The organism is Gordonia sp. J1A (genome assembly GCF_055393515.1).
In genome coordinates this window covers 433,955-459,043 of sequence record NZ_AP041607.1, presented here as the reverse complement: position 1 = coordinate 459,043, position 25,089 = coordinate 433,955, and the positions used below count along the sequence as shown (strand labels likewise).

18 protein-coding genes and 1 riboswitch are annotated in these 25,089 nt (G+C 69.7%); of the genes, 9 read left to right on the top strand and 9 right to left on the bottom strand.

All coding sequences use genetic code 11. From position 1 onward, the window contains the following. Positions 1-4: 4 nt before the first annotated feature. Positions 5-910 (bottom strand): neutral zinc metallopeptidase, encoded by a 906-nt coding sequence (locus tag ACZ5QD_RS02155; RefSeq protein WP_346075779.1) that lies wholly within the window; start codon positions 908-910, stop codon positions 5-7. A 189-nt stretch (positions 911-1,099) separates the two neighbouring features. Here ACZ5QD_RS02155 and ACZ5QD_RS02150 point away from each other — a divergent pair, with 189 nt between their 5' ends. The 5 genes from ACZ5QD_RS02150 (at position 1,100) to ACZ5QD_RS02130 (ending at position 6,369) form a co-directional block, all read left to right on the top strand. Then, complete coding sequence (locus tag ACZ5QD_RS02150; protein ID WP_006896482.1) at positions 1,100-1,993, top strand: sulfurtransferase; 894 nt, start codon at positions 1,100-1,102, stop codon at positions 1,991-1,993. Positions 1,994-2,009: 16 nt separating this feature from the next. Next, positions 2,010-2,435 carry a SufE family protein gene (locus ACZ5QD_RS02145; protein ID WP_006896483.1) on the top strand — a complete coding sequence of 142 codons (426 nt, stop codon included), beginning with the start codon at positions 2,010-2,012 and terminating at the stop codon, positions 2,433-2,435. 16 nt (positions 2,436-2,451) lie between these two features. Continuing rightward, positions 2,452-3,855, top strand: coding sequence for a condensation domain-containing protein (locus ACZ5QD_RS02140; protein WP_006896484.1), 1,404 nt, complete (start codon positions 2,452-2,454; stop codon positions 3,853-3,855). 214 nt (positions 3,856-4,069) lie between these two features. Continuing rightward, complete coding sequence (locus tag ACZ5QD_RS02135) at positions 4,070-5,881, top strand: acetyl/propionyl/methylcrotonyl-CoA carboxylase subunit alpha (RefSeq protein WP_222111024.1); 1,812 nt, start codon at positions 4,070-4,072, stop codon at positions 5,879-5,881. A 131-nt stretch (positions 5,882-6,012) separates the two neighbouring features. Continuing rightward, complete coding sequence (locus tag ACZ5QD_RS02130; protein ID WP_464367082.1) at positions 6,013-6,369, top strand: hypothetical protein; 357 nt, start codon at positions 6,013-6,015, stop codon at positions 6,367-6,369. A 44-nt stretch (positions 6,370-6,413) separates the two neighbouring features. Here ACZ5QD_RS02130 and ACZ5QD_RS02125 read toward each other — a convergent pair whose 3' ends face one another. Next, positions 6,414-6,863 carry a hypothetical protein gene (locus ACZ5QD_RS02125; protein ID WP_231650343.1) on the bottom strand — a complete coding sequence of 150 codons (450 nt, stop codon included), beginning with the start codon at positions 6,861-6,863 and terminating at the stop codon, positions 6,414-6,416. Positions 6,864-7,094: 231 nt separating this feature from the next. After that, a riboswitch (cobalamin riboswitch) is annotated at positions 7,095-7,328 on the top strand. Positions 7,329-7,437: 109 nt separating this feature from the next. Here ACZ5QD_RS02125 and metE point away from each other — a divergent pair. Both metE and ACZ5QD_RS02115 read left to right on the top strand, forming a co-directional pair. After that, a complete protein-coding gene (metE, locus tag ACZ5QD_RS02120) occupies positions 7,438-9,789 on the top strand; it encodes a 5-methyltetrahydropteroyltriglutamate--homocysteine S-methyltransferase (protein ID WP_464367081.1) in 2,352 nt (783 codons plus the stop codon). A 145-nt stretch (positions 9,790-9,934) separates the two neighbouring features. Next, on the top strand, positions 9,935-11,587 hold the full coding sequence (locus ACZ5QD_RS02115) for an FMN-binding glutamate synthase family protein (protein WP_006896489.1): 1,653 nt from the start codon (positions 9,935-9,937) through the stop codon (positions 11,585-11,587). Between the two features lie 17 nt (positions 11,588-11,604). Here the strand turns inward: ACZ5QD_RS02115 and ACZ5QD_RS02110 are convergent, their stop codons facing one another. The 5 genes from ACZ5QD_RS02110 to prpD are packed head-to-tail and all read right to left on the bottom strand — an operon-like array spanning position 11,605 to position 19,218. After that, positions 11,605-12,210 carry an NUDIX hydrolase gene (locus tag ACZ5QD_RS02110; protein WP_278126774.1) on the bottom strand — a complete coding sequence of 202 codons (606 nt, stop codon included), beginning with the start codon at positions 12,208-12,210 and terminating at the stop codon, positions 11,605-11,607. 37 nt (positions 12,211-12,247) lie between these two features. Continuing rightward, positions 12,248-15,634, bottom strand: a complete 3,387-nt coding sequence (locus tag ACZ5QD_RS02105; RefSeq protein WP_464367080.1) for a pyruvate carboxylase — start codon at positions 15,632-15,634, stop codon at positions 12,248-12,250. Beyond that, positions 15,631-16,788, bottom strand: coding sequence for a bifunctional 2-methylcitrate synthase/citrate synthase (locus ACZ5QD_RS02100; RefSeq protein WP_464367079.1), 1,158 nt, complete (start codon positions 16,786-16,788; stop codon positions 15,631-15,633). The genes ACZ5QD_RS02105 and ACZ5QD_RS02100 overlap by 4 nt, the downstream gene beginning before the upstream one ends. Then, complete coding sequence (gene prpB / locus ACZ5QD_RS02095) at positions 16,785-17,714, bottom strand: methylisocitrate lyase (protein ID WP_412475621.1); 930 nt, start codon at positions 17,712-17,714, stop codon at positions 16,785-16,787. Before prpB ends, ACZ5QD_RS02100 begins: the two co-directional genes overlap by 4 nt. A gap of 1 nt (position 17,715) precedes the next feature. Beyond that, positions 17,716-19,218 (bottom strand): 2-methylcitrate dehydratase PrpD, encoded by a 1,503-nt coding sequence (gene prpD / locus ACZ5QD_RS02090; RefSeq protein WP_412475620.1) that lies wholly within the window; start codon positions 19,216-19,218, stop codon positions 17,716-17,718. Between the two features lie 119 nt (positions 19,219-19,337). Here prpD and ACZ5QD_RS02085 point away from each other — a divergent pair, with 119 nt between their 5' ends. Further along, positions 19,338-20,744, top strand: a complete 1,407-nt coding sequence (locus ACZ5QD_RS02085; protein ID WP_464367078.1) for a short-chain fatty acyl-CoA regulator family protein — start codon at positions 19,338-19,340, stop codon at positions 20,742-20,744. A 44-nt stretch (positions 20,745-20,788) separates the two neighbouring features. On the opposite strand, the gene ACZ5QD_RS02080 is transcribed toward ACZ5QD_RS02085, so the two are convergent. Then, positions 20,789-22,957, bottom strand: coding sequence for an MMPL family transporter (locus tag ACZ5QD_RS02080; RefSeq protein ID WP_464367077.1), 2,169 nt, complete (start codon positions 22,955-22,957; stop codon positions 20,789-20,791). 98 nt (positions 22,958-23,055) lie between these two features. On the opposite strand from ACZ5QD_RS02080, the gene ACZ5QD_RS02075 reads away from it, so the two are divergent. Further along, positions 23,056-23,316: a metal-sensitive transcriptional regulator gene (locus tag ACZ5QD_RS02075; protein ID WP_006896497.1), complete on the top strand. Its 261-nt coding sequence runs from the start codon at positions 23,056-23,058 to the stop codon at positions 23,314-23,316. A gap of 7 nt (positions 23,317-23,323) precedes the next feature. Here the strand turns inward: ACZ5QD_RS02075 and ACZ5QD_RS02070 are convergent, their stop codons facing one another. Then, a complete protein-coding gene (locus ACZ5QD_RS02070) occupies positions 23,324-24,991 on the bottom strand; it encodes a PucR family transcriptional regulator (RefSeq protein ID WP_464367076.1) in 1,668 nt (555 codons plus the stop codon). Positions 24,992-25,089: the final 98 nt, after the last annotated feature.

Below are 25,089 nucleotides of genomic sequence, written 5' to 3'. Positions count from 1 at the left end.
GACCTCACTGCCGGAGTACGGCGGGCCAGTACGCCTTGAGGCAGTCGCCGGGCTGTCCCTGCCGTCTGAGGTTGTCGGTGAATCCGCGCCAGAGGGCCCGCGCCCGCGCTACGGAGGTTCCGTGGCCCTGCCCGGGCGCGGCGTCGCCGACACTGACGATCAGCGCTGCGGCCTGCAGCATCGACGTGAATGACAGGTCTTTGCGCTCGAAGACGGTGGCCGCCCAGTTGCCCGCGAAACAGTCGGCGATCAACTCGCGGTCGTCTCCGGGCGGCCCGGCCGCGTCGCCCATGCCGTACGCCTTCGCGAGGCGGTACACGACGTTGTGGCCGTATTCGTGGGCCATGATGGTGGCCGCGGTGAAGTCACCGAGCATGATGCCGGACGAGCCCATGAGCTTGCCGTTCCAGATGTCGGCGAAGGTCTGCACGGGCAGGATCACCGACCCCTGCCTGTCGGTGCCGCCGCCGTCCGGCCGGCGGTCGAGCGGGCAGAAGAAGGCGTTCGGGAAATCGCTCGGGATTCCGTCGGGCAGTTCACCCGAGTCCAGGCACGCGCTGTGGAAGGCATCGCCCGGGGCGATCAGCACCCGGCCCGCCGTCGACCCCTCGATCGCCAACTGGGCGAACCAGTCCTGCCACACCGAGTCCAAGTCGTCGAGCACCGCCGACATGTACGCCGGGACCGCGGTCGACTGATTCGTCTCGTCGACCCCGGAGGCCGCCAGCCGCTCAGCCGAGACGGCGGCCAGTTCCGGACACCGAGCGGCCGAACAGTGCGCGGGTGGCGTGGGCGCCGCGCGATGCGCCGTTCCGTCCACCCCGCATGCGCTCATCGTCAGCGCGGCCACGACCGCCAGGGCCGTACCCACCACTGTCCGGAGCCCGCGCCCCGATCCCCTTCTCGGCATGACGGGAACGCTAACACCGTCGCCCCCGGCGACGTGCCCGACGTCATTCGGACGATTGCGCAGGCCGGACCGCGGATCGGAACGAACTTGAGACCGGTCCGGCGAAACGCCTCGGCGCGGTCGTCCGTATGCTTGTATCCGCGGCCGGTTCCGGTCGCCTCCGACATCAGCAGAGGCGGGAGACCCTCAGTGACTGTGGAATTCGATCCGAATCCGGCTTTCTCCGCATACGCACATCCGGAGCGCTTGGTGACGACCGAGTGGTTGTCCGCGCACCTCGGCGCGCCCGGATTGAAGATCATCGAGTCGGACGAGGACGTGCTCCTCTACGACATCGGCCACATTCCCACCGCCCAGAAGGTGGACTGGCACCTTCACCTCAACGATCCGGTCACCCGCGACTACATCAACGGCGAGCAGTTCGCGAAGCTGATGAGCGAGAAGGGGATCTCCCGCGACGACACGGTCGTGATCTACGGAGACAAGAGCAACTGGTGGGCCGCGTACGCCCTCTGGGTCTTCACGCTCTTCGGCCATGAGGACGTCCGGCTCCTCGACGGCGGCCGCGACGCGTGGATGGACGAACAGCGCGAGACCTCCTTCGACGTCCCGGTCTACCGCCCGACCGACTATCCGGTCGTGGAGCGCGACGACTCCAAGATCCGCGCCTTCGCCGAGGACGTGCTGTCCGAGATCGGTTCGACTCCGCTGATCGACGTGCGCTCGCCGCAGGAGTACACGGGCGAACGCACGCACATGCCCGATTACCCGCAGGAGGGTGCGCTGCGCGGCGGTCACATCCCCACCGCCGTCTCGATCCCGTGGGCCAAGGCCGCCGCCCCCGACAGCCGGTTCCGCAGCCGGGCCGAATTGGAAGACGTGTACGCCGGTCTCGACCCGGCCACCCCGACCATCGCGTACTGCCGGATCGGCGAGCGGTCGAGCCACACCTGGTTCGTGCTGACCCATCTTCTCGGCTTCGAGAACGTCCGCAACTACGACGGCTCCTGGACCGAATGGGGCAACCGCGTCCGGGTTCCGATCGCCGTCGGCGACGAGCCGGGCACGGGCGTCGCCGACTGACGCCGGAAACAGTTCCATGACGCTGCCCGCCCCTCTCGCCGAGATCGTCTCGGATTTCGCCGATCTGGCGGATTCGGACAAGGTCACTCTGCTGCTCGAGTTCTCCCGCGAGCTCCCCGAGCTGCCCGAGTCGCTGAAGCCCGAGTCGATGGAGCCGGTTCCCGAGTGCCAGTCGCCGATCTTCCTGTCTGTGGACGCCTCGGACGCCGAGGCCGTGCGCCTGTACTTCAGCGCTCCGCCCGAGGCACCCACCACCCGGGGTTTCGCCTCCATCCTGCACGAGGGGCTCGACGGCGCCAGTGCTTCGGAGATCACCGCGGTGCCCGACGACTTCTTCCACGAGCTGGGTCTGTCGTCGGTGATCAGTCCGCTGCGTCTCAACGGGATGGCGGGCATGCTGACGCGGATCAAGCGTCAGGTGCGCGAGCAGACCTCCCGCTGAACGCCGTCGCAGCGCAATGGACTTTCTGCAGATCCTCGACGCCCCGATTCAGCCCGGCGGCCTGGTCGAGTGGATTCCGGCTGTGCCGGGCGGTCTGGGCAGCTGGAGCCGAGACGTACGCGAGACCTCGCACAACCACGAGGAGCATCTGCGGTCGGCGTTCGAGTACCGGGCGCTGACGCATCGCGAGGGCGGCCGCGAATCGTGGCTCGGGCTCGCGATCGAGTTCGACGAACCGATGTCGGTGCCCTCGGTCCGCTCCGCGCTGGTGGCGTACATCAATCGCCACGAGGTGCTGCGGACGCACGTGGTGCTCAAGGCCGACCGCGACGCCCGCTACCGCACGGAGCGCTACACCACCGAGCCCGACACCGTCCGGGTCAAGATGGCACGCATCGGCTGGTACACCGAGACGCCGCTGCTCCTCGAGCAGATCGCGGGATCGTTCGACCGCGCGACCGCCCCTCTGCACTGGCCGGCGTACCGGTTCGCGACCGTGGCGCGACCGGACAGTTTCACCCTGTTCTTCGCCGCCGACCACTCGCTGGTGGACGGCTACTCCCTGGTCAATGCGCATCACGAGTTGTCGGAGCTGTACCGGGCGGCCCGCGAGGGTCGTCCACCGGCTCTCGAGCCCACGGGCAGCTACCTCGACTTCAGCGACGCCCAGCGCCGCGCCGCCGACGTCGCCGACCCCGAGCACCGCGCAGTGCGCACATGGGCCGAGTTCGTCGCCCGGTTCGGCGGCCGACTGCCACCGAACCCCCTGCTGACCCCCGGTCGGGCGGGGCCCGCCGAGGAGGGCACCGGGCCGGTCCAGCTCGCGCGCACCCGGTTGCTCCTCGACGACGCCGGCGCGACCCGCTTCGAGGCCTTCTGCGCCGCCTCGGGCGCGTCCCCGGTGGGCGGGATCCTGGGAGCGATGGCGGTGGCCTTCCGCGAGACCAGCGGCGCCGACGACTTCGCCGTGATCATGCCCCGGCATACGCGGACCGACCGCTCGTGGCTGCACTCGCTGGGCTGGTTCGTCGGTCTGGCGCCCCTGGTGATCGACGTCTCCGACGATCCCACGCCCGCCGAGGCGTCGCGGCGGAGCACCGCGGAACTGAGCGCTTCGCGGCACGGAAGCGAGCTTCCGTTCCTTCGTGTGGCGGATCTCATCGGCGTCACCGGCTCGCCGCATACGGTGGTCTCGTACATGGACACGCGCGGGGCACCGCGTGCCCAGGCCGCCGACGACGGTGCCGCACGGGTCCTGCGCAGCCATTCTTATGCCGACGACGAGGTCTACGTGTGGGTCAACCGGACGCCCGGCGGCCTGCGGATGCACGCTCGCTATCCCGCCGAAACCGCAGGTGATGTTCCCGTCTTCCTCGACCGTTTCGCGGACCTACTCGCGCGTACAGCCGAAGCCGGGTAGACAATTTTCTTGACCTGCGTGAGATGCGTCGTACCGAGCAATTGATCGGTGCGTTAATCTGAGTCGCGGAAATCACGTTGCCCGTCTGATGCGAGCCACGTGTAGGACGCCACGAGCGGGAGAATCCCGCGCGAGACGCAGCCCGTCGACCCCGGATGGTGAGAGCCGTCCCCGACAACGGCACCGCCTGACCGGTGGTGCCACAGGAGTGCCAGTGACCAGTTCCGCTGAGATCAGTCAGACGACCATCAAGAAGGTCCTCATCGCCAACCGCGGTGAGATCGCCGTTCGCGTGATTCGCGCCGCGAAGGACGCAGGCATCGCCAGTGTCGCCGTGTACGCCGAACCGGACGCCGACGCACTGTTCGTGCAGCTGGCGGACGAGGCGTTCGCACTCGGCGGCCAGACGTCGGCCGAGTCGTACCTGGTGTTCGACAAGGTCCTCGACGCCGCCGCCAAGTCCGGCGCTGACGCAGTCCACCCCGGATACGGCTTCCTCTCGGAGAATGCGGACTTCGCACAGGCCGTGATCGACGCCGGTCTCACCTGGATCGGCCCGCCCCCGTCGGCCATCCGTGACCTCGGCGACAAGGTGACCGCACGCCACATCGCCGAGCGCGCGAAGGCGCCGATGGCCGCCGGCACCAAGGATCCCGTCGCCGGCGCCGACGAGGTGGTCGAGTTCGCCAAGCAGTACGGCGTCCCGGTCGCGATCAAGGCCGCCTTCGGCGGCGGCGGCCGCGGCATGAAGGTCGCGCACACCGTCGAGGAGATCCCCGAGCTGTTCGAGTCGGCCACCCGCGAGGCCGTCGCGGCATTCGGTCGCGGCGAGTGCTTCGTGGAGCAGTACCTCGACAAGGCGCGACACGTCGAGGCCCAGGTCATCGCCGACCAGCACGGCAACGTCGTCGTCGCCGGAACCCGTGACTGCTCGCTGCAGCGCCGGTTCCAGAAGCTGGTGGAGGAGGCCCCCGCTCCCTTCCTGACCGACGAGCAGCGGGCGCGCATCCACTCCTCCGCGAAGGCCATCTGCCGCGAGGCCGGCTACTACGGCGCGGGCACCGTGGAGTACCTGGTCCAGGGTGACACCGTCTCGTTCCTCGAGGTCAACACCCGACTCCAGGTGGAGCACCCGGTCACCGAGGAGACCTCGGGCATCGATCTGGTGCGCCAGCAGTTCCGCATCGCCGAGGGCAAGCCCCTGGAGATCACCGAGGATCCGACCCCGCGTGGTCACTCCTTCGAGTTCCGGATCAACGGTGAGGACGCCGGGCGAGGCTTCCTGCCCGCGCCCGGCCCGATCACCGTCTACCGCGAGCCCTCCGGCCCCGGCGTCCGCGTCGACTCCGGCGTCCGCCAGGGCGACGTCATCGGCGGTCAGTTCGACTCGATGCTGGCCAAGCTGATCGTCACCGGCGAGAACCGGACCCAGGCACTCGAGCGCGCCCGCCGCGCACTGGCCGAGTTCGAGGTCGACGGCCTCGCCACCGTGATCCCGTTCCACCGCCACATCGTGTCGAACCCCGCCTTCATCGGCAGCACCGACGAGAACGGCGTCGAGGGCTTCGAGGTCTACACCAAGTGGATCGAGACCGATTGGGACAACCCGATCAAGCCCTTCACCGGCGGTGAGCCGCTCGACGACGAGGACGACACCCAGCGCCAGAAGGTCATCGTCGAGGTCGACGGCCGCCGCGTCGAGGTCTCGCTGCCCGGCGATCTCAACCTGGGCGGCGGTGGCGGCACCAACGGCGCCATCCGCCGCAAGCCGAAGTCGCGCACGCGCAAGAAGGGCGGCGGCGCCGCTGCCTCCGGCGACGCCGTGACCGCGCCGATGCAGGGCACCGTCGTCAAGGTGGCCGTCGGTGAGGGCGACGAGGTCGCCGAGGGCGACCTGGTCGTGGTCCTGGAGGCCATGAAGATGGAGAACCCGGTCACTGCGCACAAGGCCGGCACCATCACCAGCCTGTCCGCCGAGGCCGGTGCCGCGGTCACCCAGGGCACGGTGCTGCTCGAGATCAAGTAGAACCGGATACACCTCCGGCTGTGCCGTTCCGCCTGACCGATGTGGAGTCAGGAGGAACGGCACAGCCCGTTTTCGGAGCCGTGCACGCGCCCGGATCCGGCCGATTCGTGAGCGAACGAGAAGGACCCGTCATGGAAGCTGTCGAGATCAACGCCGGTGCGTGGTATCTTCGCGCCCTGCGGCACGACGAGCGGTTGTCCGATGTGCCCGCGCTCGAGCTCCTCGGCGTCGGCGATCCGGTCGAGTACATCCGAGCCGCCGACGCCGCGTGGGCCGACGAGTCGCGTCTCACGTGGGCGGTGTGCGTCCCCACCACCGGAGAACTCGCGGCGCTGATCGGCGTCGACGCCGCCGGGTCGGTGGCCAGCCTCGCCCGCGACGGCTACGACGCCGCGCTCGCGGCCGCGGTCGATCCCGCCACCCGTTGCGCGAGCGCACTGCTCGACGTCGAAGCGGCGGCTCTGCGCTCCGGACTGCCGGGCCGCTGACCCGGACGCCGCGCATCCAGGTCGCCGCGCATTCAGGCCGGCGCTCAGAGGGGCGAGTCGGCGGGGTTCCCGAGATCGGTGCAGTCGACCAGCACCATGTCGTCGCGGTGCGCGACGAGATACCGCACGGCAGGCAGTCCCGCCCCCAGCTCCGCGATGGCCTCGCGAACGCGTTCGGCTCCCAGGTAGAAGGGTTGGGCGGGACGGCCGCCGAACGCCGCGCGGCACAGACTCGTCGGGCAGTCGGCGGCGGCCTCGATGACGCGTGCGACGGCGATCGAACCGGCATCCGGGCTGTCGAGGGTCTGGATCACCGCCCCCGCCAGACTCGGATGCTGATCGACGAACTTCAGCGCCGCACTCGAGCAGGCGTCGAGACTGTCGTACCACTCGGGGAGATAGAGCGTCGTCGACGAGGTGTCGGGCGCCGGAACCACGCGGGCGCCGAGCGCCACATAGATGTCCTTGCAGCCGCCGGCGCCCAGACTTGACACGCAGGCCATCAGTCGCTGTTCTGTCGGAACATCGCCGTCACCTGCGGGATTCCGCTCGTCTCCACGGGCTACGAGGATGATCCCAGCGACCGGATGAGCCGGTCCGCCGGAGTTAAAATCACCGCCGGATCCCATGCTGCCCAATGGTACCCGGTCCTTTACCATCGATAACTGCAACTGGTTCGCCCGGCCGGGATCACTATGGAGCCCCTGCTTCCCGCCGGGCGTCGACGCGAGTTCGCTGCCGACGGCAGCGACCGCCCGCGAAGAGGGAATCCGGTGAGACTCCGGAGCTGACCCGCAGCGGTATGTCGGAACGACCGCCGTCACACGCACTGGGACCGCCCCGCCCGAGCCACGGCTCACCGGCGGCGGCGCCTGGGAAGCGACGGCCAGTAGAAGCGGGCTCCATTCCTGGCCCGCGCGCCGACGAGCCCGAAGACCTGCCGGATGTATCGAGCGCATCCGCGCCCGGTGGCTGTCCGCCTCGAGGAAACGGGCGACTGACGAACTGCGGTTCGCAGCGCCCGGTATGGCGACGGCTCGAACTACTCATGCAGGAGAAGAACACGTCATGTCCGATGACACGACTATCACCACCGACACCAGAACCACCGACTCGGCGGGCTTCACGGCCACCGTCCCCGGCGTCGCCCGGATCGGCGCCAACCGGGAGCTCAAGCGCGCGGTCGAAGCCTATTGGGCGGGCCGGATCGACGCCGCCGCACTCACCCGGGTCGCAACGGGCATCCGCCGCGACAGCTGGAGCAGACTGATCGACGCCGGTTTCGACTCGGTGCCCGTCAACACGTTCTCGTACTACGACCAGGTGCTCGACACCGCTGTGATGCTCGGCGCGCTGCCACCGCGAGTGGCGGCGATCGACGATCCGCTGGACCGCTACTTCGCCGCCGCCCGCGGCACCGCCGGCGGCCCGGGCCCCGACATCGCACCGCTGGAGATGACCAAGTGGTTCGACACCAACTACCACTATCTGGTTCCGGAGATCGGTCCGGACACCGAGTTCACCCTCGACCCGGGCACAGTCCTCGATGAGATCGCTCAGGCGCAGGCTCAGGGCGTGCCCGCCCGTCCCGTGGTGATCGGACCGATCACCTTCCTCGCGCTCGCCAAGGCGGTCGACGGCGGCCCGACACCGCTGACCCGCATCGACGATCTCCTGCCGCTCTACACCGAGCTCCTCGGCCGCCTGGCCCAGACCGGTGTCGACTGGGTCCAGATCGACGAACCCACGCTGGTGACCGATCAGGCCGACGGTCTCACCGACCTGGCCGAACGCGTCTACGGTGTGCTGTCGGCTGTCCGGACGCGCCCGCGGATCCTGGTGCAGACGTACTTCGGCGATGCGGGCGACCGTCTCGCGGCACTGGCGCGGACCGAGGTGGAGGGCGTCGGAGTGGACCTGGTGACCGGCTCTCCGAACACCGTCCGCACGGCCGATCTGACCGGAAAACTGGTAGTCGCCGGCGTGGTGGACGGCCGCAACGTCTGGCGCACCGACCTCGACGCGGCGCTGGCCGCGCTCGAGTCGCTGCGCGCGCACGCCGGTGCCCTCGCGGTCTCGACCTCGTGTTCCACACTGCACGTCCCGTACACCGTGCGCGGCGAGTTCGAACTCGACCCGGTGCTGCACGGATGGCTGGCCTTCGCCGAAGAGAAGTTCGGCGAGGTGGCCGCGCTCGCTCGGGCCCTGGCGCACGGCCGGGACGACCAGGCGTGCCGGTTCGAGGCGGCGCGCGCGGCACTGGCGTCCCGGGCAGCGGACCCGCGCGTACACGTCGCCGCGGTCCGCGAACGCCTCGCCGGGCTCACTCCGGCCGACTGGACCCGCTCGCCCGCGCCCGACCGCCGTGAGGCGCAGGACGCCGCGCTCGGCCTGCCCGTCCTGCCGACCACGACCATCGGCTCGTACCCGCAGACGGTCGAGATCCGCAAGGCGCGCCTCGCGCTGCGCAACGGAACCATCGACTCGGCGGCCTACCGGTCCCGGATGGAGCAGGAGATCGCCGCGGTGATCGCCCTGCAGGAGCAGGTGGGTCTGGACGTCCTCGTCCACGGGGAACCCGAGCGGAACGACATGGTCCAGTACTTCGCCGAACAACTCGACGGCTTCTTCGCGACGGCCGCCGGCTGGGTCCAGTCGTACGGGTCACGCTGCGTCCGGCCGCCGATCCTGTTCGGCGACGTCCGGCGGTCGTCGCCGATGACGGTCGGCTGGATCACCTACGCGCAGTCCCTGACCGAGAAGCCGGTCAAGGGCATGCTCACCGGCCCGGTGACGATCCTCGCGTGGTCGTTCGTCCGCGACGACCAGCCGCTCGCCGAGACCGCGCGTCAGGTGGCTCTCGCGATCCGGGACGAGACCACCGATCTCGAGCGCGCGGGGGTACCGATCATCCAGGTCGACGAACCGGCACTGCGCGAACTGCTGCCGCTGCGGACCGCCGACCGCGCGGCGTACCTCGACTGGGCGGTGACCGCCTTTCGTATCGCCACCGGCGGGGTCGGCGACGCCACCGCGATCCACACGCATCTGTGCTACTCGGAGTTCGGCGAGGTGATCGGTGCAATCGCCGCGCTCGACGCGGACGTCACCTCCATCGAGGCGGCGCGCTCCCATATGGAGGTCCTCGACGACCTCGACGCGGCAGGCTTCGCCGCCCAGGTGGGTCCGGGCGTCTACGACATCCATTCGCCACGCGTGCCGGCCGCCGATGAGATGGCCGCGTCGCTGCGTGAAGCGCTCGACGCGGTGCGCGCCGACCGGCTGTGGGTCAATCCCGACTGCGGGCTCAAGACCCGCCGCACCGACGAGGTCACCGCCGCGCTGCGGAACATGGTCGACGCCGCCCGCCGGGTCCGCGAGGAGATCGCCGCCGATCGGGCCACGGTGCCCGCCACCTGATCGCGACCGGATCCATCGGACACCGCTCACCGGTGACCGATGGATCCGGTGCGGCCCGTCCTGCCTCCGGTACCGCCGCGTCCGAACTACAGTGGGAGCCGCCCGATTCCCCGACCGGCGGTTCCCGCGACAAGAGGTGGAGACGATGCTCAGATGGTTGGCTGTTGCCGCGACGTGGGTTCTCGCCGCGGTGTCCTCGACGCTCGTCCTGGTCTCCCCGTGGTGGCTATTCGTCACCGGCGTCCTCGCCTTCATCGCGCTGGTCGGCACGTACGACCTGGTGCAGGCCCGCCACAGCATTCTGCGGAACTATCCGGTGCTCGGGCATTTCCGCTTCCTCATGGAGAGCATCCGGCCGGAGATCCAGCAGTACTTCATCGAACGCGACACCGACGGGACCCCGTTCGACCGGGAGACGCGCACCACGATCTACGAACGCGCCAAGGACGTCAAGGACGTCGACCCGTTCGGCACCCAGCGCGATCCGACGGTGATCGGATACGAGTACGTGCGGCACTCGATCGTCGCGCACTCCGCCACCGACGAGACCCCCACCGTGCGGATCGGCGGGCCGGCGTGCACTCAGCCGTACGACATGGCGATGTACAACGTGTCCGCGATGAGCTTCGGCGCGCTGTCGGCGAATGCGATCCTGGCACTCAACGGCGGTGCCGCCAAAGGCGGCTTCGCACACGACACCGGTGAGGGTGGGCTCAGCTCCTACCATCTGCGGCCCGGGGGCGATCTGATCTGGGAGATCGGCACGGGTTATTTCGGCTGCCGCACCCCCGACGGGCACTTCGACCCCGAGCAGTTCCGTGCCAAGGCATCGAACCCGCAGGTCAAGTGCATTTCGATCAAGCTGTCCCAGGGGGCCAAACCCGGTCTCGGCGGAGTGATGCCCGGCCCCAAGGTGACGGCCGAGATCGCGCAGATTCGGGGTGTCCCCGCCGGGCGGTCCGTCGTCTCACCGCCCTCGCACAACGCTTTCCACACCCCCGTCGGGCTGTGCGAGTTCATCGGCCGTCTGCGCGACCTGTCGGGCGGCAAGCCGGTCGGCTTCAAACTGTGCGTCGGTTCGCGCAGTGAGCTCCTCGGCATCTGCAAGGCCATCCGCCAGACCGGGATCGCACCCGATTTCATCATCGTCGACGGGGCCGAGGGCGGCACCGGGGCCGCGCCGGTGGAATTCGAGGACAACGTCGGGACCCCGCTGACCGAAGGCCTGATGACGGTACACAACGCACTGGTCGGCACCGGTCTGCGCGACCAGATCCGGATCGGCGCGTCGGGCAAGATCACCAACGGCATCGACATCGTCAAGCGCGTAATCCAGGGCGCCGATTTCACCCTCGCGGCGAGGGCGATGATGATGGCCGTCGGATGCATTCAGGCGCAGCAGTGCCACACCAACAAGTGCCCGGTCGGCGTCGCCACCCAGGATCCGAAGCGAGCCCGCGCACTCGACGTGCCCGACAAGACCGAACGGGTCTACAACCTGCAGCGCCACGTCGTCGACAACGCCAAGCAGTTCGTCGCGTCGATGGGGCTGACGAGCTTCGACGATCTCCACCCGTCGATGCTGATGCGGACGGTGGGGCCGAACAGATCGAAGTCGTACGCGGAGATCTACGAGTGGCTCGCGCCGGGCGAACTGCTGACCCGCCCGCCGGAGTCGTGGCGCGAGGACTGGGAGTACGCGAGTGCGGAGTCCTTCGTCCTCACGAGTGCACACGAACCCGATCCGTCACACCGGCCGCCGAGCCACGGCAGCACCCAGCATCCGCTCGCGGTGTAGCCCCGCTCGCGGCGTTCTCAGCGCCAGGCGAACACCGGCTGTTCGAGATCGTGAACGCGGGTGTCCCGGCCGGCCAGTACCACCTCGGCGAACTGATACACGACCGCGGCCGTCGGCGCGTGGATCCGGGCGCCCGCGATGTTCAGCGCGACCAGGGTGCGCGGCGACTCCGGTATCCGGCTGAACACCGCCGGCCTGCGCAATTCGTCGAAGGACACGAAGAAGAGCTTGTCCACCTCGGCCGGACTCGGATGGACGGGCGGGTCGTCGTCCACCCAGCACACCACCGGTGTCATCAGATAGCCCGACCGCGTCTCGTAGTCGTCGAGAAGGCCGAGCACCGTCTCCTCACCGAGCTCGATCCCGATCTCCTCGTGCAGTTCGCGCAACGCGGCCCGGGTCGGCGTCTCGCCGGGATCGAGGCGTCCGCCCGGGAGCGCGAACTGATTGGAGTGGTTGCGCAGGGACGACGGCCGCCGGGCGATCCAGATCCCGTACTCCCCGCCGTGACGGACGACGGTGATGGCGACCGCCGAGTGCCGGAGCCTGCCCGCCGGGTCGTCGATGGTCCGGCGGGCCCAGCTCCCGATCCGCTCCCGTGCCAGTTGCCGCGTGATCTCCATGCCGTCATCTCTACCCGGTGCGGCGTCCCGAGGGCGGCTAACCGATCACCACGAGCAGGTCGCCGGGCGCCACCTCGGCGACCGCGTCGACGGCGACCCGCTCGACCACCCCACCGACGGGCGCGGTGATGGAGGCCTCCAACTTCATCGCCTCGATCGTCGCCACGGTCGATCCCGCGGTGACGCTGTCGCCCTCGGCCACGGTGACGGTGACGACGCCGGCGAAAGGCGCTCCGATCTGGCGCGGATCACTGCGGTCGGCGCGTTCGGCGACAGCTGCCGACGGCTCCACCGACCGGTCCTGGGCCGGCACCGGCCGCAGTGTCCCGTTCACCGTGAACAACACGGTGCGGCGGCCGAGGTCGTCGGGTTCGCCGACCGCTTCGAGACCGACGAGCATCTCGGTGCCGGGACCCAGTCGGACGCGATGCTCCTCGCCGGGCCGCAGACCGTAGAAGAACTCCGTCGCCGACAGCCGCGAGGTGTCGCCGAACGTCGCCCGATGGTCGCCGAACTCGGCCGCCGGACCGGGGAACAGCAGCCGGTCCAGAACCCGCCGCCTGCGCGGCCCGGATCGGGTGAGCGCCTCGCGATCGTCGGCCGCGAGGGCGGCGGTCGGCGGCGTGTGGGTCCGGCCCGCGAGGGCCTGCGTGCGCAACGGTTCCGGCCAACCGCCGGCGGGCTCTCCGAGATCGCCGGCGAGGAAGCCGATCACCGAGTCGGGGACATCGTGCGATGCGGGGTCGGCGGCGAACTCGGCAGCGGTGATCTGCTGCGCCACCAGGGCGAGATCGCCGACCACCTTCGACGACGGCGTCACCTTGATCGGCCGCCGCAACAGTGCGTCGGCGTCGGCGTAGGCCCGTTCCACCTCCTCGAAGCGGTGGCCGACGCCGAGGGAGATGGCCTGCTGCCGCAGATTCGACAGCTGTCCCCCGGGGATCTCGTGTTCGTAGACGCGTCCGGTCGCGGCTCCCACCCCGGACTCGAACGGCGCGTACACGCGGCGCACCGCCTCCCAGTAGGGCTCCAGGGAGCACACGCTGCGAAGATCCAGCCCGGTGTCGTGTTCGCCGTTCTCCAGCGCCGCCACCACCGCGGAGAGCGATGGCTGACTGGTGGTGCCCGACAGCGGAGCGCTGGCGGCGTCGACCGCGTCTGCTCCCGCGGCGATCGCCGCGAGATAGGTGGCGACCTGACCGCCCGCGGTGTCGTGGGTGTGGACGTGGATCGGGATGTCGAACTCCCGGCGCAACGCGCCGACCAGGGCGGTCGCGGCACGCGGACGAAGCAGACCGGCCATGTCCTTGATCGCGAGCACGTGGGCGCCGGCGTCGACCACCTGCTCGGCCAGACGCACGTAGTAGTCGAGGGTGTACAGATCTTCACTCGGATCCGACAGGTCGCCGCTGTAGCTCAACGCCACCTCGGCCACCGCCGTCCCCGTCTCGCGTACCGCGTCGATGGCGGGCCGCATGGCTTCGACGCTGTTGAGCGCATCGAAGATCCGGAACACGTCGATGCCCGTGGCCGCCGCCTCCGCGACGAAGCCGCGGCACACGTCGTCCGGATACCGGGTGTAGCCCACGGTGTTGGCACCGCGGAGCAGCATCTGCAGGCAGACGTTCGGCAACCCCTCCCGGAGTCGTTCGAGCCGCTCCCAGGGATCTTCCTTCAGGAAGCGGAGCGCTACGTCGTAGGTGGCACCGCCCCAGCACTCCACCGACCACAGCTGCGGGGTCAGTGCCGCCACGTACGGTGCGACGGCGTCGAGGGCGCTGGTGCGCAGCCGGGTGGCGAGCAGCGACTGATGGGCGTCGCGGAAGGTGGTGTCGGTGATCGCGACGGCGGACTGAGTCCGCAGCGACTCGGCGAACCGGTCCGGCCCCAGACTCAGCAGACGCTGCCGTGAGCCCGCGGGCGGCCGCGCCAGCAGGCTCGCCGGGACGGCGGGCAGTTTGGAGGTGGGACGGACGGTCGACGGCGCCTCACCGTGCGGCCGGTTCACCGTCACGTCGGCCAGATACGCCAGCAGCTTGCCGACGTCGTCGCCCGGTGCGTGCCCGGTGAGCAGTTCCGGGTGGTCGTCGATGAACGAGGTGGTGGTCCCGCCCGCGAGGAAGTCGTCGTTCTCCAGGACCGCGCGGAGGAACCCGATGTTGGTGGTGACGCCGCGGATCGAGAACTCGGCCAGCGCCCGCCGGGCCCGCGCGGCCGCGGTCGCGAAATCGCGGCCCCGGCAGGTGAGTTTGACGAGCATCGAGTCGAAGTGGCCGGTCACCTCGCTGCCCAGAGCGGCGGCGCCGTCGAGCCGGACCCCCGCCCCGCCGGGCGCGCGGTAGTCGCGGACGCGGCCGGTCTGCGGCCGGAAGCCGTCGGCGGGATCCTCGGTGGTGATGCGGCATTGCAGCGCCGCACCGCGGACGGTGATCGCGTCCTGGTGCAGCCCCATCCCGGCGAGCGAGGCACCGCCGGCGATCTGCAGCTGGGCCGACACCAGATCCACCTCGACCACCTCTTCGGTGATCGTGTGCTCCACCTGAATCCGCGGGTTCATCTCGATGAAGTAGTGCCGGCCGCGTTCGTCGAGCAGGAACTCGACGGTGCCCGCACAGGTGTACCCGATATGCCGAGCGAAGGCGACGGCGTCGCGGCAGATGCGGTTGCGCACCTGGGGGTCCAGGCCCACGGCGGGCGCGATCTCGATGACCTTCTGATGCCGCCGCTGCAGGCTGCAGTCCCGCTCGTACAGGTGCACCACGTCACCGCCGGCGTCGGCCAGGATCTGTACCTCGATGTGTCGCGGTCGCACCACCGCCTGCTCCAGGAACACCGTGGGATCGCCGAATGCCGCATGGGCTTCCCGGCCCGCCGCCGTCACCGCATCGGCGAGATCCTCGATCCGTTCCACCCTTCGCATCCCGCGGCCCCCGCCGCCGGCCACCGCCTTGACGAATACCGGGAACGTCAGCTCGGCCGCCGCCGCTACCAGCTCGTCGGGGTCGGATGACGGCGCCGACCCGGCGAGCACGGCCAGGCCCGCCTCGCGGGCGGCCTGAACCGAGCGCTTCTTGTCGCCGGTGAGGTCGAGCACCGCGGCCGACGGTCCGACGAAGACGAGTCCGTTCTCGTCGCACGCGCGGGCCAGTCCGGCGTTCTCCGAGAGGAAGCCGTAGCCCGGGTACACCGCGTCGGCCCCCGATCTCAGCGCCGCCCCGATCACCTCGTCGACTGACAGATAGGCCTTGACCGGGTGGCCGGGCGTGCCGATCTGATACGACTCGTCGGCCTTGAATCGGTGGATGCCGCCGCGGTCCTCGTGCGGGAACACGGCCACCGTTCCGAGGCCGAGGTCGCGGGCCGCACGGAAGGCCCGGACCGCGATCTCGCCTCGGTTGGCGACCAGGATCTTCGAGATGCTCACGCCGGAACGGACCTCTGCTGCGGGCCCGAGTACGCGGACAGCGGACGGATCAGGGCGTTCGACTCGGTCTGCTCGATGATGTGGGCCGTCCACCCGGTGATGCGGCTCATCACGAACAGCGGCGTGAACATCGGGATGTCGAAACCCATGAGGAAGTACGCCGGTCCGGTCGGGAAGTCGAGGTTCGGCCGGATCCCGGTCCGCGAGACCATCTCCTCTTCGAGCTCGGCGTAGACGGCGAGCCATCTGGATTGACCGAGGTGTTCGGAGACCTCCCGCAGCGCGCGGTACATGGTGGGCACCCGGGAGTCTCCCCGCTTGTAGACGCGATGGCCGAAACCCATCACCTTCTCTCCGGCGGACAGCTTCGCGTCGAGCCAGGCGCGCGCCCGCTCGGGGCGGTCGATCTCGATCATGTCGTGCATCACGGCCTCGTTGGCGCCGCCGTGCAGCGGTCCCTTCAACGCGCCGATCGCCGCGGTCACCGCGCTGTAGATGTCCGATCCGGTCGAGGTCACGACGCGGGCAGCGAAGGTGGAGGCGTTGAAGCTGTGTTCGGCGTAGAGCACCATCGACTTCTCGAAGGCCCGGACGACCACCGGATCGGGCACCTCTCCGAAGCACATGTTCAGAAAGTTCTCCGCGTAGCCGAGCCCGTGGTGCGGGGCGATCGGGTCCAGCCCCCTCCTGCGTCGCAGGTCGGCGGCGACGATGGTGGGCAGCACCGCGAACATCCGCTGAGCCTTGTCGAGCAGTGACGCGGGCGCGGCGACGTCCTCGTCGGGGTCCTCGGTGCCGAGATAGCTGATCATCGTCCGGACCACGTCCATCGGGTGGCAGGTCTCGGGAGTGCGGGCCAGCACCGCCTGTGCCGATCGGTCCAGACGCCGGGCGGCGCGCTCGCGCTGGGTGAACTGTTGCAGCTGGTGATCCCCCGGCAGCTCGCCGTACCAGAGCAGGTACGCGACCTGCTCCATCGAGCACTTCTCCGCGAGTTCCTGCACCGGATAGCCGCGATAGGTGAGCGAGTTGGTCTCCGGGACCACTTTCGAGATCGCGGTGGTGTCCACGACGACGCCGGCCAATCCCTTGTAGATGGCGTCGGTCCCGCTCGGTGAAGCGGCAGCGGTCTGCGCGGTGGGTGTGTCTGTCATGTCTGATCCCCCGGTCGGGTGTAGGTGAACAGCTGATCGTCGAAGGTGTTGTAGTCGGCGTATCGAAGCAGCTCGTAGAGGCGGGCCCGGTGCTGCATCCGCTCGAGCAGGCCCCGCTGCGTACCGGTCTCGGAGAGTTCGCCGAGACCGGCCTCGACGGCGCCCATCGCGATACGCAGTGTGGTGACCGGATAGATCACCGCGTTGTAGCCGAGATCCCGGAGTTGCTGGGCGGTGAGCAGTTCCGACTTGCCGAACTCGGTCATGTTCGCCAGCAGCGGCGCATCGATCGCCGCGCGGAAACGCTCGAACTCGGCCGCGGTGGCCAGGGCCTCGGTGAAGATGAGGTCGGCTCCGGCGTCGACGTACGCCTTCGCCCGGTCGATCGCCGCGTCGAGACCCTCGACGCCCCGGGCGTCGGTACGGGCGCACACGATGAAGTTCTCGTCCCGACGCGCACCGACCGCGGCTCCCAGCCGGCGCAGCATGTCGTCGACCGGGACCACTTCCTTGCCGTCGAGGTGTCCGCAGCGCTTGGGGTTCACCTGGTCCTCGAAGTGACAACCGGCCAGCCCGGCGTCCTCGAGTGTCGCGACGGTCCGGGCCGCGCTCATCGGCTCGCCGAACCCGGTGTCGGCGTCGATGAGCGTCGGCAGGTCGGTGGCTCGCGCGATCGCTCCGCCGCGCGCGGCGACCTCGGTGAGGGTGGTGAGGCCGATGTCGGGCAGCCCCAGATCGGCGGCCAGCGCGGCGCCCGAGACGTACACGCCCTCGAATCCGGCGTCGGCCACCATCGTGGCCACCAACGGTGAGAACGCGCCCGGCCAGCGCTGGAGTTCGCCGGAGTTCAGGGCGTCGCGCAGGCCGCGCCGCTTGTCGGCGTCGCTACGGCCGGAGGAGAAGACGCTTCCGGAAGTGGCGGTCATCTCAGAGGATTCCCTTCCCGGTCTCGGGCGTGGACGCCAGCACGTCCGGCAGGACGCGGACGTTGAGGGTGTCGAGACCGCCGGCGGGCAGGTCCGCGAGGCCGGTCGCCGCAGCAGTGAAGCGCTCCTGCTCGGCGGGGTCGATCACGCCCTGCGCCATGCGCGCGAACTTCGCCAGATACTGGTCGCGGGCGAATGGACGGGCGCCGAGCGGGTGGGCGTCGGCGACGGCCAGTTCGTCCTCGATCACCTCGCCGCTTGCGAGGGTGATGACCGCGCGCGCACCGAAGGCCTTCTCGTTCGGGTCGGTGGAGTGGTAGCGGCGCGTCCACTCCGGGTCCTCGACGGTGGAGATCTTGCGCCACAGTTCCACCGTGTCCGGGCGGGCGGCGCGCTCGGGCGCGTACGAGCGTTCGTGGTCCCATTCGCCGTCCTGGAGAGCGACGGCGAAGATGTACATGACCGAGTGATCGAGCGTCTCACGGCTCGCGGTCGGGTCGAACTTCTGCGGGTCGTTCGACCCGGTGCCGATCACGTAGTGGGTGTGGTGACTGGTGTGCAGCACGATCGACGCGATCTGCGAAGGGTCGCCGACCCGGTCGCGCATCCGCCGGGCCAGGTCGATCGGCGCCTGGCTCTGGTACTCGGCCGAGTGCTCCTTGGTGTAGCTGTCCAGGATGGCCCGCTTGGCCTCACCCGGCGCAGGCAGGGGCACCGTGTAGCGCGCCTCGGGCCCACCGAGCATCCAGGCGATCACCCCGTCTTCGCCCTCCCAGATCGGCGACGGCGCCCCCTCCCCGCGCATCGCCCGGTCGACTGCCTCGACCGCGATCTTGCCCGCATGGGCCGGGGCGTACGCCTTCCAACTGGAGATGAGTCCCTTGCGGGACTGCCGCGTGGCGGTGGTCAGGTGCAAGGCCTGGCCGACGGCCTGGTAGATCGTCGGCACATCGAGCCGCAGCATGGTGCCGAGACCGGCCGCGACCGACGGACCGAGGTGCGCGACGTGGTCGATCTTGTGCTCATGCAGGCACATGCCCTTCACGAGATCAATCTGGATCTCGTACGCGGTGGCCAGTCCGCGGATCAGATCGGCGCCGTCGGCGCCCACTCGCTGCCCCACCGCCACCAGAGCGGGGATGTTGTCGCCGGGGTGCGAGTACTCCGCGGCCAGGAAGGTGTCGTGGAAGTCCAGTTCGCGCACCGCGACGCCGTTGGCCCAGGCCGCCCACTCCGGTGCGTACGAGCCGTCGACGCCGAAGACCGTGGAGCCGCCGGCGACCGGCCTGGTCTGCGCCTGCCTGCGCGCGCTCACGACCGGTCGTCGCACCACCGACGCGGCGCTCACGGCCGCGTTGTCGATGATGCGGTTGACGATCATCTCGGCGGTCTCGTCGGGCACACCGACGGGGTCGGCGGCCACCTGAGCGATTTTGTACGCGAGATGCTCGCTCAACGGAAACTCTTCGGCGCTGCGGCGGGTGCGGACTTCGTGGTTGATCATGTTCGCACCGTACGCAGACCGGAGTCCCCACCGAAAGCCCTGGCAAATGCGTATTTCTGCGTACCGTACCGACGCAGATTGCGAATGTTGCGGATCCTGCTGCCGATACAGTTGACCGCATGGCCAAGACATACGTGGGTGCCCGGCTGCGCCGGTTGCGCGAGGAACTCGGGCTGTCGCAGGCGGCGCTCGCCCGGCGGCTGAGCCTGTCCACCACGTACGTCAACCAGCTCGAGAACGATCAGCGCCCGATCACCGTTCCGGTGCTGCTCACGATCACGTCGGCCTTCGATCTGGCACCGGACTTCTTCGCGGCGTCGGGCGACGCCCGGCTCGCGGCAGACCTGGCCGACGTGATCCTGGAGCAGGGCGAGAAGGTCAGTCGGACCGAGGTGTCGGAGATGGTGGCGCGCATGCCGGGACTCGGACGCGCCCTCGTCGGCATGCATCGCCGGCTGGCCGCGGCGACCGCCGAACTGGAGACGCTGCGAGCGCGGTCCGGTGACGGATCCGCAGACCCCCACGTCACCCCGTTCGAACAGGTCCGCGACTACTTCTACGACCGTCGGAACTACATCGCCGAGCTCGATCTGGCGGCCGAGCGGTTGTTCGCCGACGCGGGTCTGTCGGTGGGCGGACTGGATCTGCAGTTGGCGGAACTGCTGGCGGACCGGTTCGGCGTCCGGGTCGCAATCGCCCCCGCCGGCCGGGGCACCGGACCCAAGCGGGTGTACGACCCGGAGTCGGCGACGGTGACCCTGGCCCGTCGGCTGTCCGCGGGCCAGCGTGCCTTTCAGCTCGCGACTCAGCTCGCGCTCCTCGCGCAACGCCCGGCCATCGATGCACTCGTGGCGTCCGCGGACACCCTCGACGAGGCCTCGGTACCCGTGGCGCGCGTGGGCCTCGCGAACTATTTCGCGGGCGCGCTGGTCCTGCCCTACACCGAGTTCGCCGCGGCGGCGCGCGAACTCCGGTACGACGTCGATCTGCTGAGCCGGCGGTTCGAGGTCGGTTTCGAGACCGTCTGCCACCGGCTGTCCACCCTGCAGCGACCCGGCGACCGGGGCGTTCCGTTCATCTTCGTGCGGGTCGACAAGGCGGGCAACATCTCCAAACGGCAGTCGGCCACGGCGTTCCACTTCTCCCGCGTCGGCGGCAGCTGCCCCCTGTGGGTGGTGCACGACGCCTTCGCCACGCCCGGCCGGGTGCGGACCCAGGTGTCTCAGATGCCGGACGGCCGCAGCTACTTCTGGCTGGCGCGGACCATCGACTCCGGTTCGGGCGGTCACCTGGCAACGCCCTCCGACTTCGCGATCGGGCTGGGCTGCGATCTGGCGCACGCCGACGAACTGATCTATTCGACGGGCGTCGACCTCACCGAGGACCGGACCGTGGTTCCGATCGGCGTCGGCTGCAAGGTGTGTCCGCGGCCGGACTGCTCCCAGCGCGCCTTCCCGATGCTCGGCGGCGGGATACACATCGACGAACGCATCAGCGACTCGATCCCGTACCGCCGGGCGCAGTGAACCGGGCGGTACGGGATCGAATCAACGACGGGCGGTCGTGCCGATCAGTCGTGAGCAAAACTCACGGTCGGGAGCACCTTCCGCATCCAGGCCGGCGTCCACCAGGCCGCCCGTCCGGTCAGCCGCAACAGCACCGGGAGCAGCACCAGCCGGATCAGGAAGGCGTCCAGCAGCACCGCGACGCCGAGGATCACTCCCATCTCCTTGGGAGGCAGCGGTCCGGACAGGGCGAAGGTGAAGAACACCGCCACCATGACTCCGCCCGCGGCGAAGATCACCCGCCCCGAGTGCGCCACCGCGCCCACCATCGCCGACCTCGCGTCGCCGTCACGTTCCCAGTGCTCTTTGGCGGAGGCGAGCAGGAACACCGTGTAGTCCATCGCGATGGCGAAGATCATCGCGAAGAAGAACACCGGAGCCCACGCGTCCAGAAAGCCCTGCGACTCGAAGCCGAACAGTCCGGCGCCGAGTCCGTCCTGGAACACCAGCCGCGCCACGCCGAACGCAGCCGCGGTCGAGAGCAGACTGACCAGCGTCCCGAGGAACGAGATGAGCGGCGCCTGCAGCGCGAACAGCAGGAGCAGGAACCCGAGCGTCAGGACCACCGCGATCACCACCGGAGTGCTCCGGTCGAGCTGGGCCTTCAGGTCCAGATTCTCAACGGCCGCACCACCCACCAGGACACCCGACGGCAGGTCGGCGCGCAATCGGTCGACGGTCTGCGCGAGTGCCGGGTCCGATGGATCGACCGTCGGCATCGCCTGGATCATCCGGTAGTCGGCACCATCGGTGGGCGGCGCGGGCGGGGTCGCCGCGGCCACGCCCGGGTCTTGAGCCAGCACCGTGCGGGCCTCGTCGGCCACCGCCGTCGGCGCGACCACGGTCAGCATGCCGGGCGCGCCGGCGCCGAAGGCCTCCTGGACCCGGTGGTAGCCGACGCGCGCACTCGCGTCCTCCGGCAGCACCTTGATCGACGGCATGGCGGTGGTCAGACCGACCAGCGGAATGGCGAGCACCACGAGGATCGCCAGCGCCGCCGCTCCCCACCGGAGCGGATGCCGCCACAGTCGCTGCGCCCACGCCTCGAATCGCGGTGACCGATGTTCGCCTGCCTTCACCCACGGCAGCGGCAACTTGTCGATGCGATGATCCAACTTCGAGAGCACCAGCGGCAACAGCGTGAGGGTGGCCGCGAGTATGAAGACGACCGAGATCATGATCCCGCCCGCCATCGACCGGAACGACGGCGACGGCACCAGCATCACCGCGGACAGCGAGACCAGCACGGTGGCGCCGGAGAGCAGCACCGCCTTGCCCGCGGTGTCCATGGTCTGGGCGATCGCCGCTCGCATGGGGAGCTTCTGCCCCATCCGCGCCGCGCGGAATCGGACGACGAGGAACAGCGCGTAGTCGATGCCGAGCGCGAGGGAGAACATCATTGCGAAGTTCATCGCCCAGATCGACACCGGGACCACGGCGTTGACCAGGACCAGGATGCCCGCCGACGCGACGAGTCCGGCGATCGTCAGCAGCAGCGGCAGCCCGGCGGCGACGAGGGCACCGAACGCCACGACCAGGATGAACAGCGTCACCGGAAACGAGATCATCTCCGAGGTCAGCATCGCCTCGAGGTTGGCCTTGTTGAAGTCCGACCACATCACCGAGGCGCCCGTGGGCGCGACCTCGACGCCGTCGCGTGAGAGCGCCTTGAGTTCGGGTGACAGATCGGTCGCGGCGCGCACCATCTCGTTGGTGTCCGCACCCGCTCCGCCGATGATGATCGCCGTCCGACCGTCGGCGGAGAGCGTGGCCCCCGGTGCCGGCTCGATCACCTGGCTGATCCGCCCGTCCGCGCGCAGGATGTCGCCGACCGCGGCGACGACCGCCGGTCCGTCGCCCTCGGTCAGCGGACGTTCGCTGGTCACGACCACCTGAATGGCCGACGAGGCGTTGCCGCCGAAGTGCTCGACCGCCAGATCGCGCGCGGCCACCGAATCTGATCCCTGTGCCTGCCAGCCGGCGCCGGAGAGATTCTTCTCCACCGACGGTGCGAAGACGCCGAGCCCGATGACGATCAGGATCCACGCCGCCGCGACCAACCGGCCGTGGGCACTCACCCAGACGCCGAGCCGACCGAGCGGCCCGGGCCGCGATTCCACCGTGTCCGCGGACGCGGCGGACGCCCGCGTCGGTTCCAGTTCTTCACTTCTCATGTCATTCGTCCTCCTCCGTATCCCCCTGGGGGGTTACTGGGAGACCGTACATCCCCCCGGGGGGTTATGCAATAATCGAGGAGACGAGAGGAGTCGACATGCAACTGCCCGACGAGAAGCTCAAGCCGGTGCTCACGCGGCTGCGACGTGCCCATGGCCATCTGGCGACGGTGATCCGCATGCTCGAAGAGGGTGCCGAATGCGAGGACGCCCTGACCCAGCTCGCCGCGGTCGACAAGGCGCTGGCGCGCAGCGGCTACGCCCTGGTCTCCACGGGCCTGATCCACTGCATCAGTACCGAGGGCCCCGACAGCGTCGATCAGGCCAAGATGGAGAAGCTGTTCCTGTCGTTCGCCTGAGAGCGGATCAGCGGCGGACGGCGGTGCGGAGCAACGCGAGCTGGATGGTGGTGAGGAGCCGGTCGTCCCGGTCCTCCAGGCGCAGGCCCGAGAGCTGCTGAGCCCGCTCGATCCGATAGCGCAGGGTGTTCGCGTGCACGCCCACCGCGGCGGCCGCATCGCGCACATTGCCGTGCGCGTCGAGATAGGCCTGGACGGTCGCCACCAGGTCGGCGGAGTGCTTGCGGTCGTAGTCCGCCAGCGCGGCCACCCGCGGGTCCACGAGGTCCTCGCGCGCAGCGACCACGTCGAGAATCTCGCCGAGCAGCACTGCGGTCCGCGATTCGGCCAGACTCGTCACCCGCGCCGCGCCCGGGGCCGACGCGGTGGCCGTGAGCACGCGGTCCACTTCGGCCCGCCCGGCCGGAACGTCGGCCAGCCCGGCGAGCGGGCTGACCACTGCGGCGTGCAGCACCGCGCCCGCCAGCGCCGCGTCCCCGTCGAACTTCGTGACGAGTCCGCCGACCCAACGCATGATCGCGGCCGTGTTGACCGCCGGCAGCAGCAGATACGCGCGACCGTCGAGCACCGTGGTGACGGCCGCGGCGGCGAAGGCGCTGGCGTGCAACCGGAGCGCACCGCCGACTGCGGCCATCGCGTCCTCGTAGACGGCCTGGTCGCCGCCGGTGGGCGCGATCCCGATCACCGCGACAGCCTCGTCCACCGGCCACCGCAGGTACGCGCCCGCCGACGAGACGTCGATGCCCCCGTGCGCGCCGAACAGACGCTGCACCAACTGCCCCTCGGTGGACGGCGCACGCATCTCCCGGGTCAGGATGCGCGCGGCGATGGCGGCGGCCCCGCGCATCACGTCGGCGGAGTCGTCGGCCAGCGGTCGGGCGCCCTCCTGCACCCAGATGGAGCCGAGATGCCTGCCGGATCGGGCGTGGACGCCGACGACCAGGCGGCGGCGCATCGCCTGTTCCGGATGCTCGGGCACGTCGACCACCTCGCCGCCGCGGCGGATCGCGTCGAACACACCCCAGCGGCGAAGCAGATCCAAGTACGCGGGCGGCCCGGCCCGACCGAGGATCGTCTGCACGCGCAAATCGTCGGCCTCGCCCTTCGACGGCGAGTACGCGAGGACCCGCGCACTGGTCGCGTCCTCGATGGACACCAGTCCCCCGGTACCGTTCGCAACCAGCGCCACCAGACCGAAGAGATCGACGTCGACGGGCGGCGTCAGGTCCGCGGAGTCATCGTCCCGAACCCGGTCCAGACAACCCTGCACCGTCGTCAGCACCCGGTCCCACCGCGCCCGGGCATCGACCACCACCACGGCCATCCCCGCCCGGGCGGCGACCTCTGCCAGCCCGGACGGATTCGCCTTGGTGAAGACCACACGCGGCCCCTCGGCGGGCATCTCCTCCGTGCGGCGCCCCCGCATCCACTCGAGGACCGCGGCCGCGCCGAGTCCCACCAGAAGCACCGCGTCCGTCGGCGCATCGAGACCGCCGGCCAGATCGTCGGCATCGATCATCGACACCGAGGTGATCCGCCGTTCCGGATCGGCGTCGGCGAGGACGTGTGCCACGGCGGTGTCGAGGGCCGAGACGACGTCTCGGAGGAGCACCGACGGATGCGTCGCCGACACATCGTCGTTCGTCGCTCCGGAATCCTCGTCACCAGTGGTCATGGCAGTAGAGTCTGTCAGGTCAGCTGGAGAATCGTACAAGAAACCACGTGATCGTTCGTAGTATTGTCCGACGACCGCCGCGGCGCGCCGACGTGTAC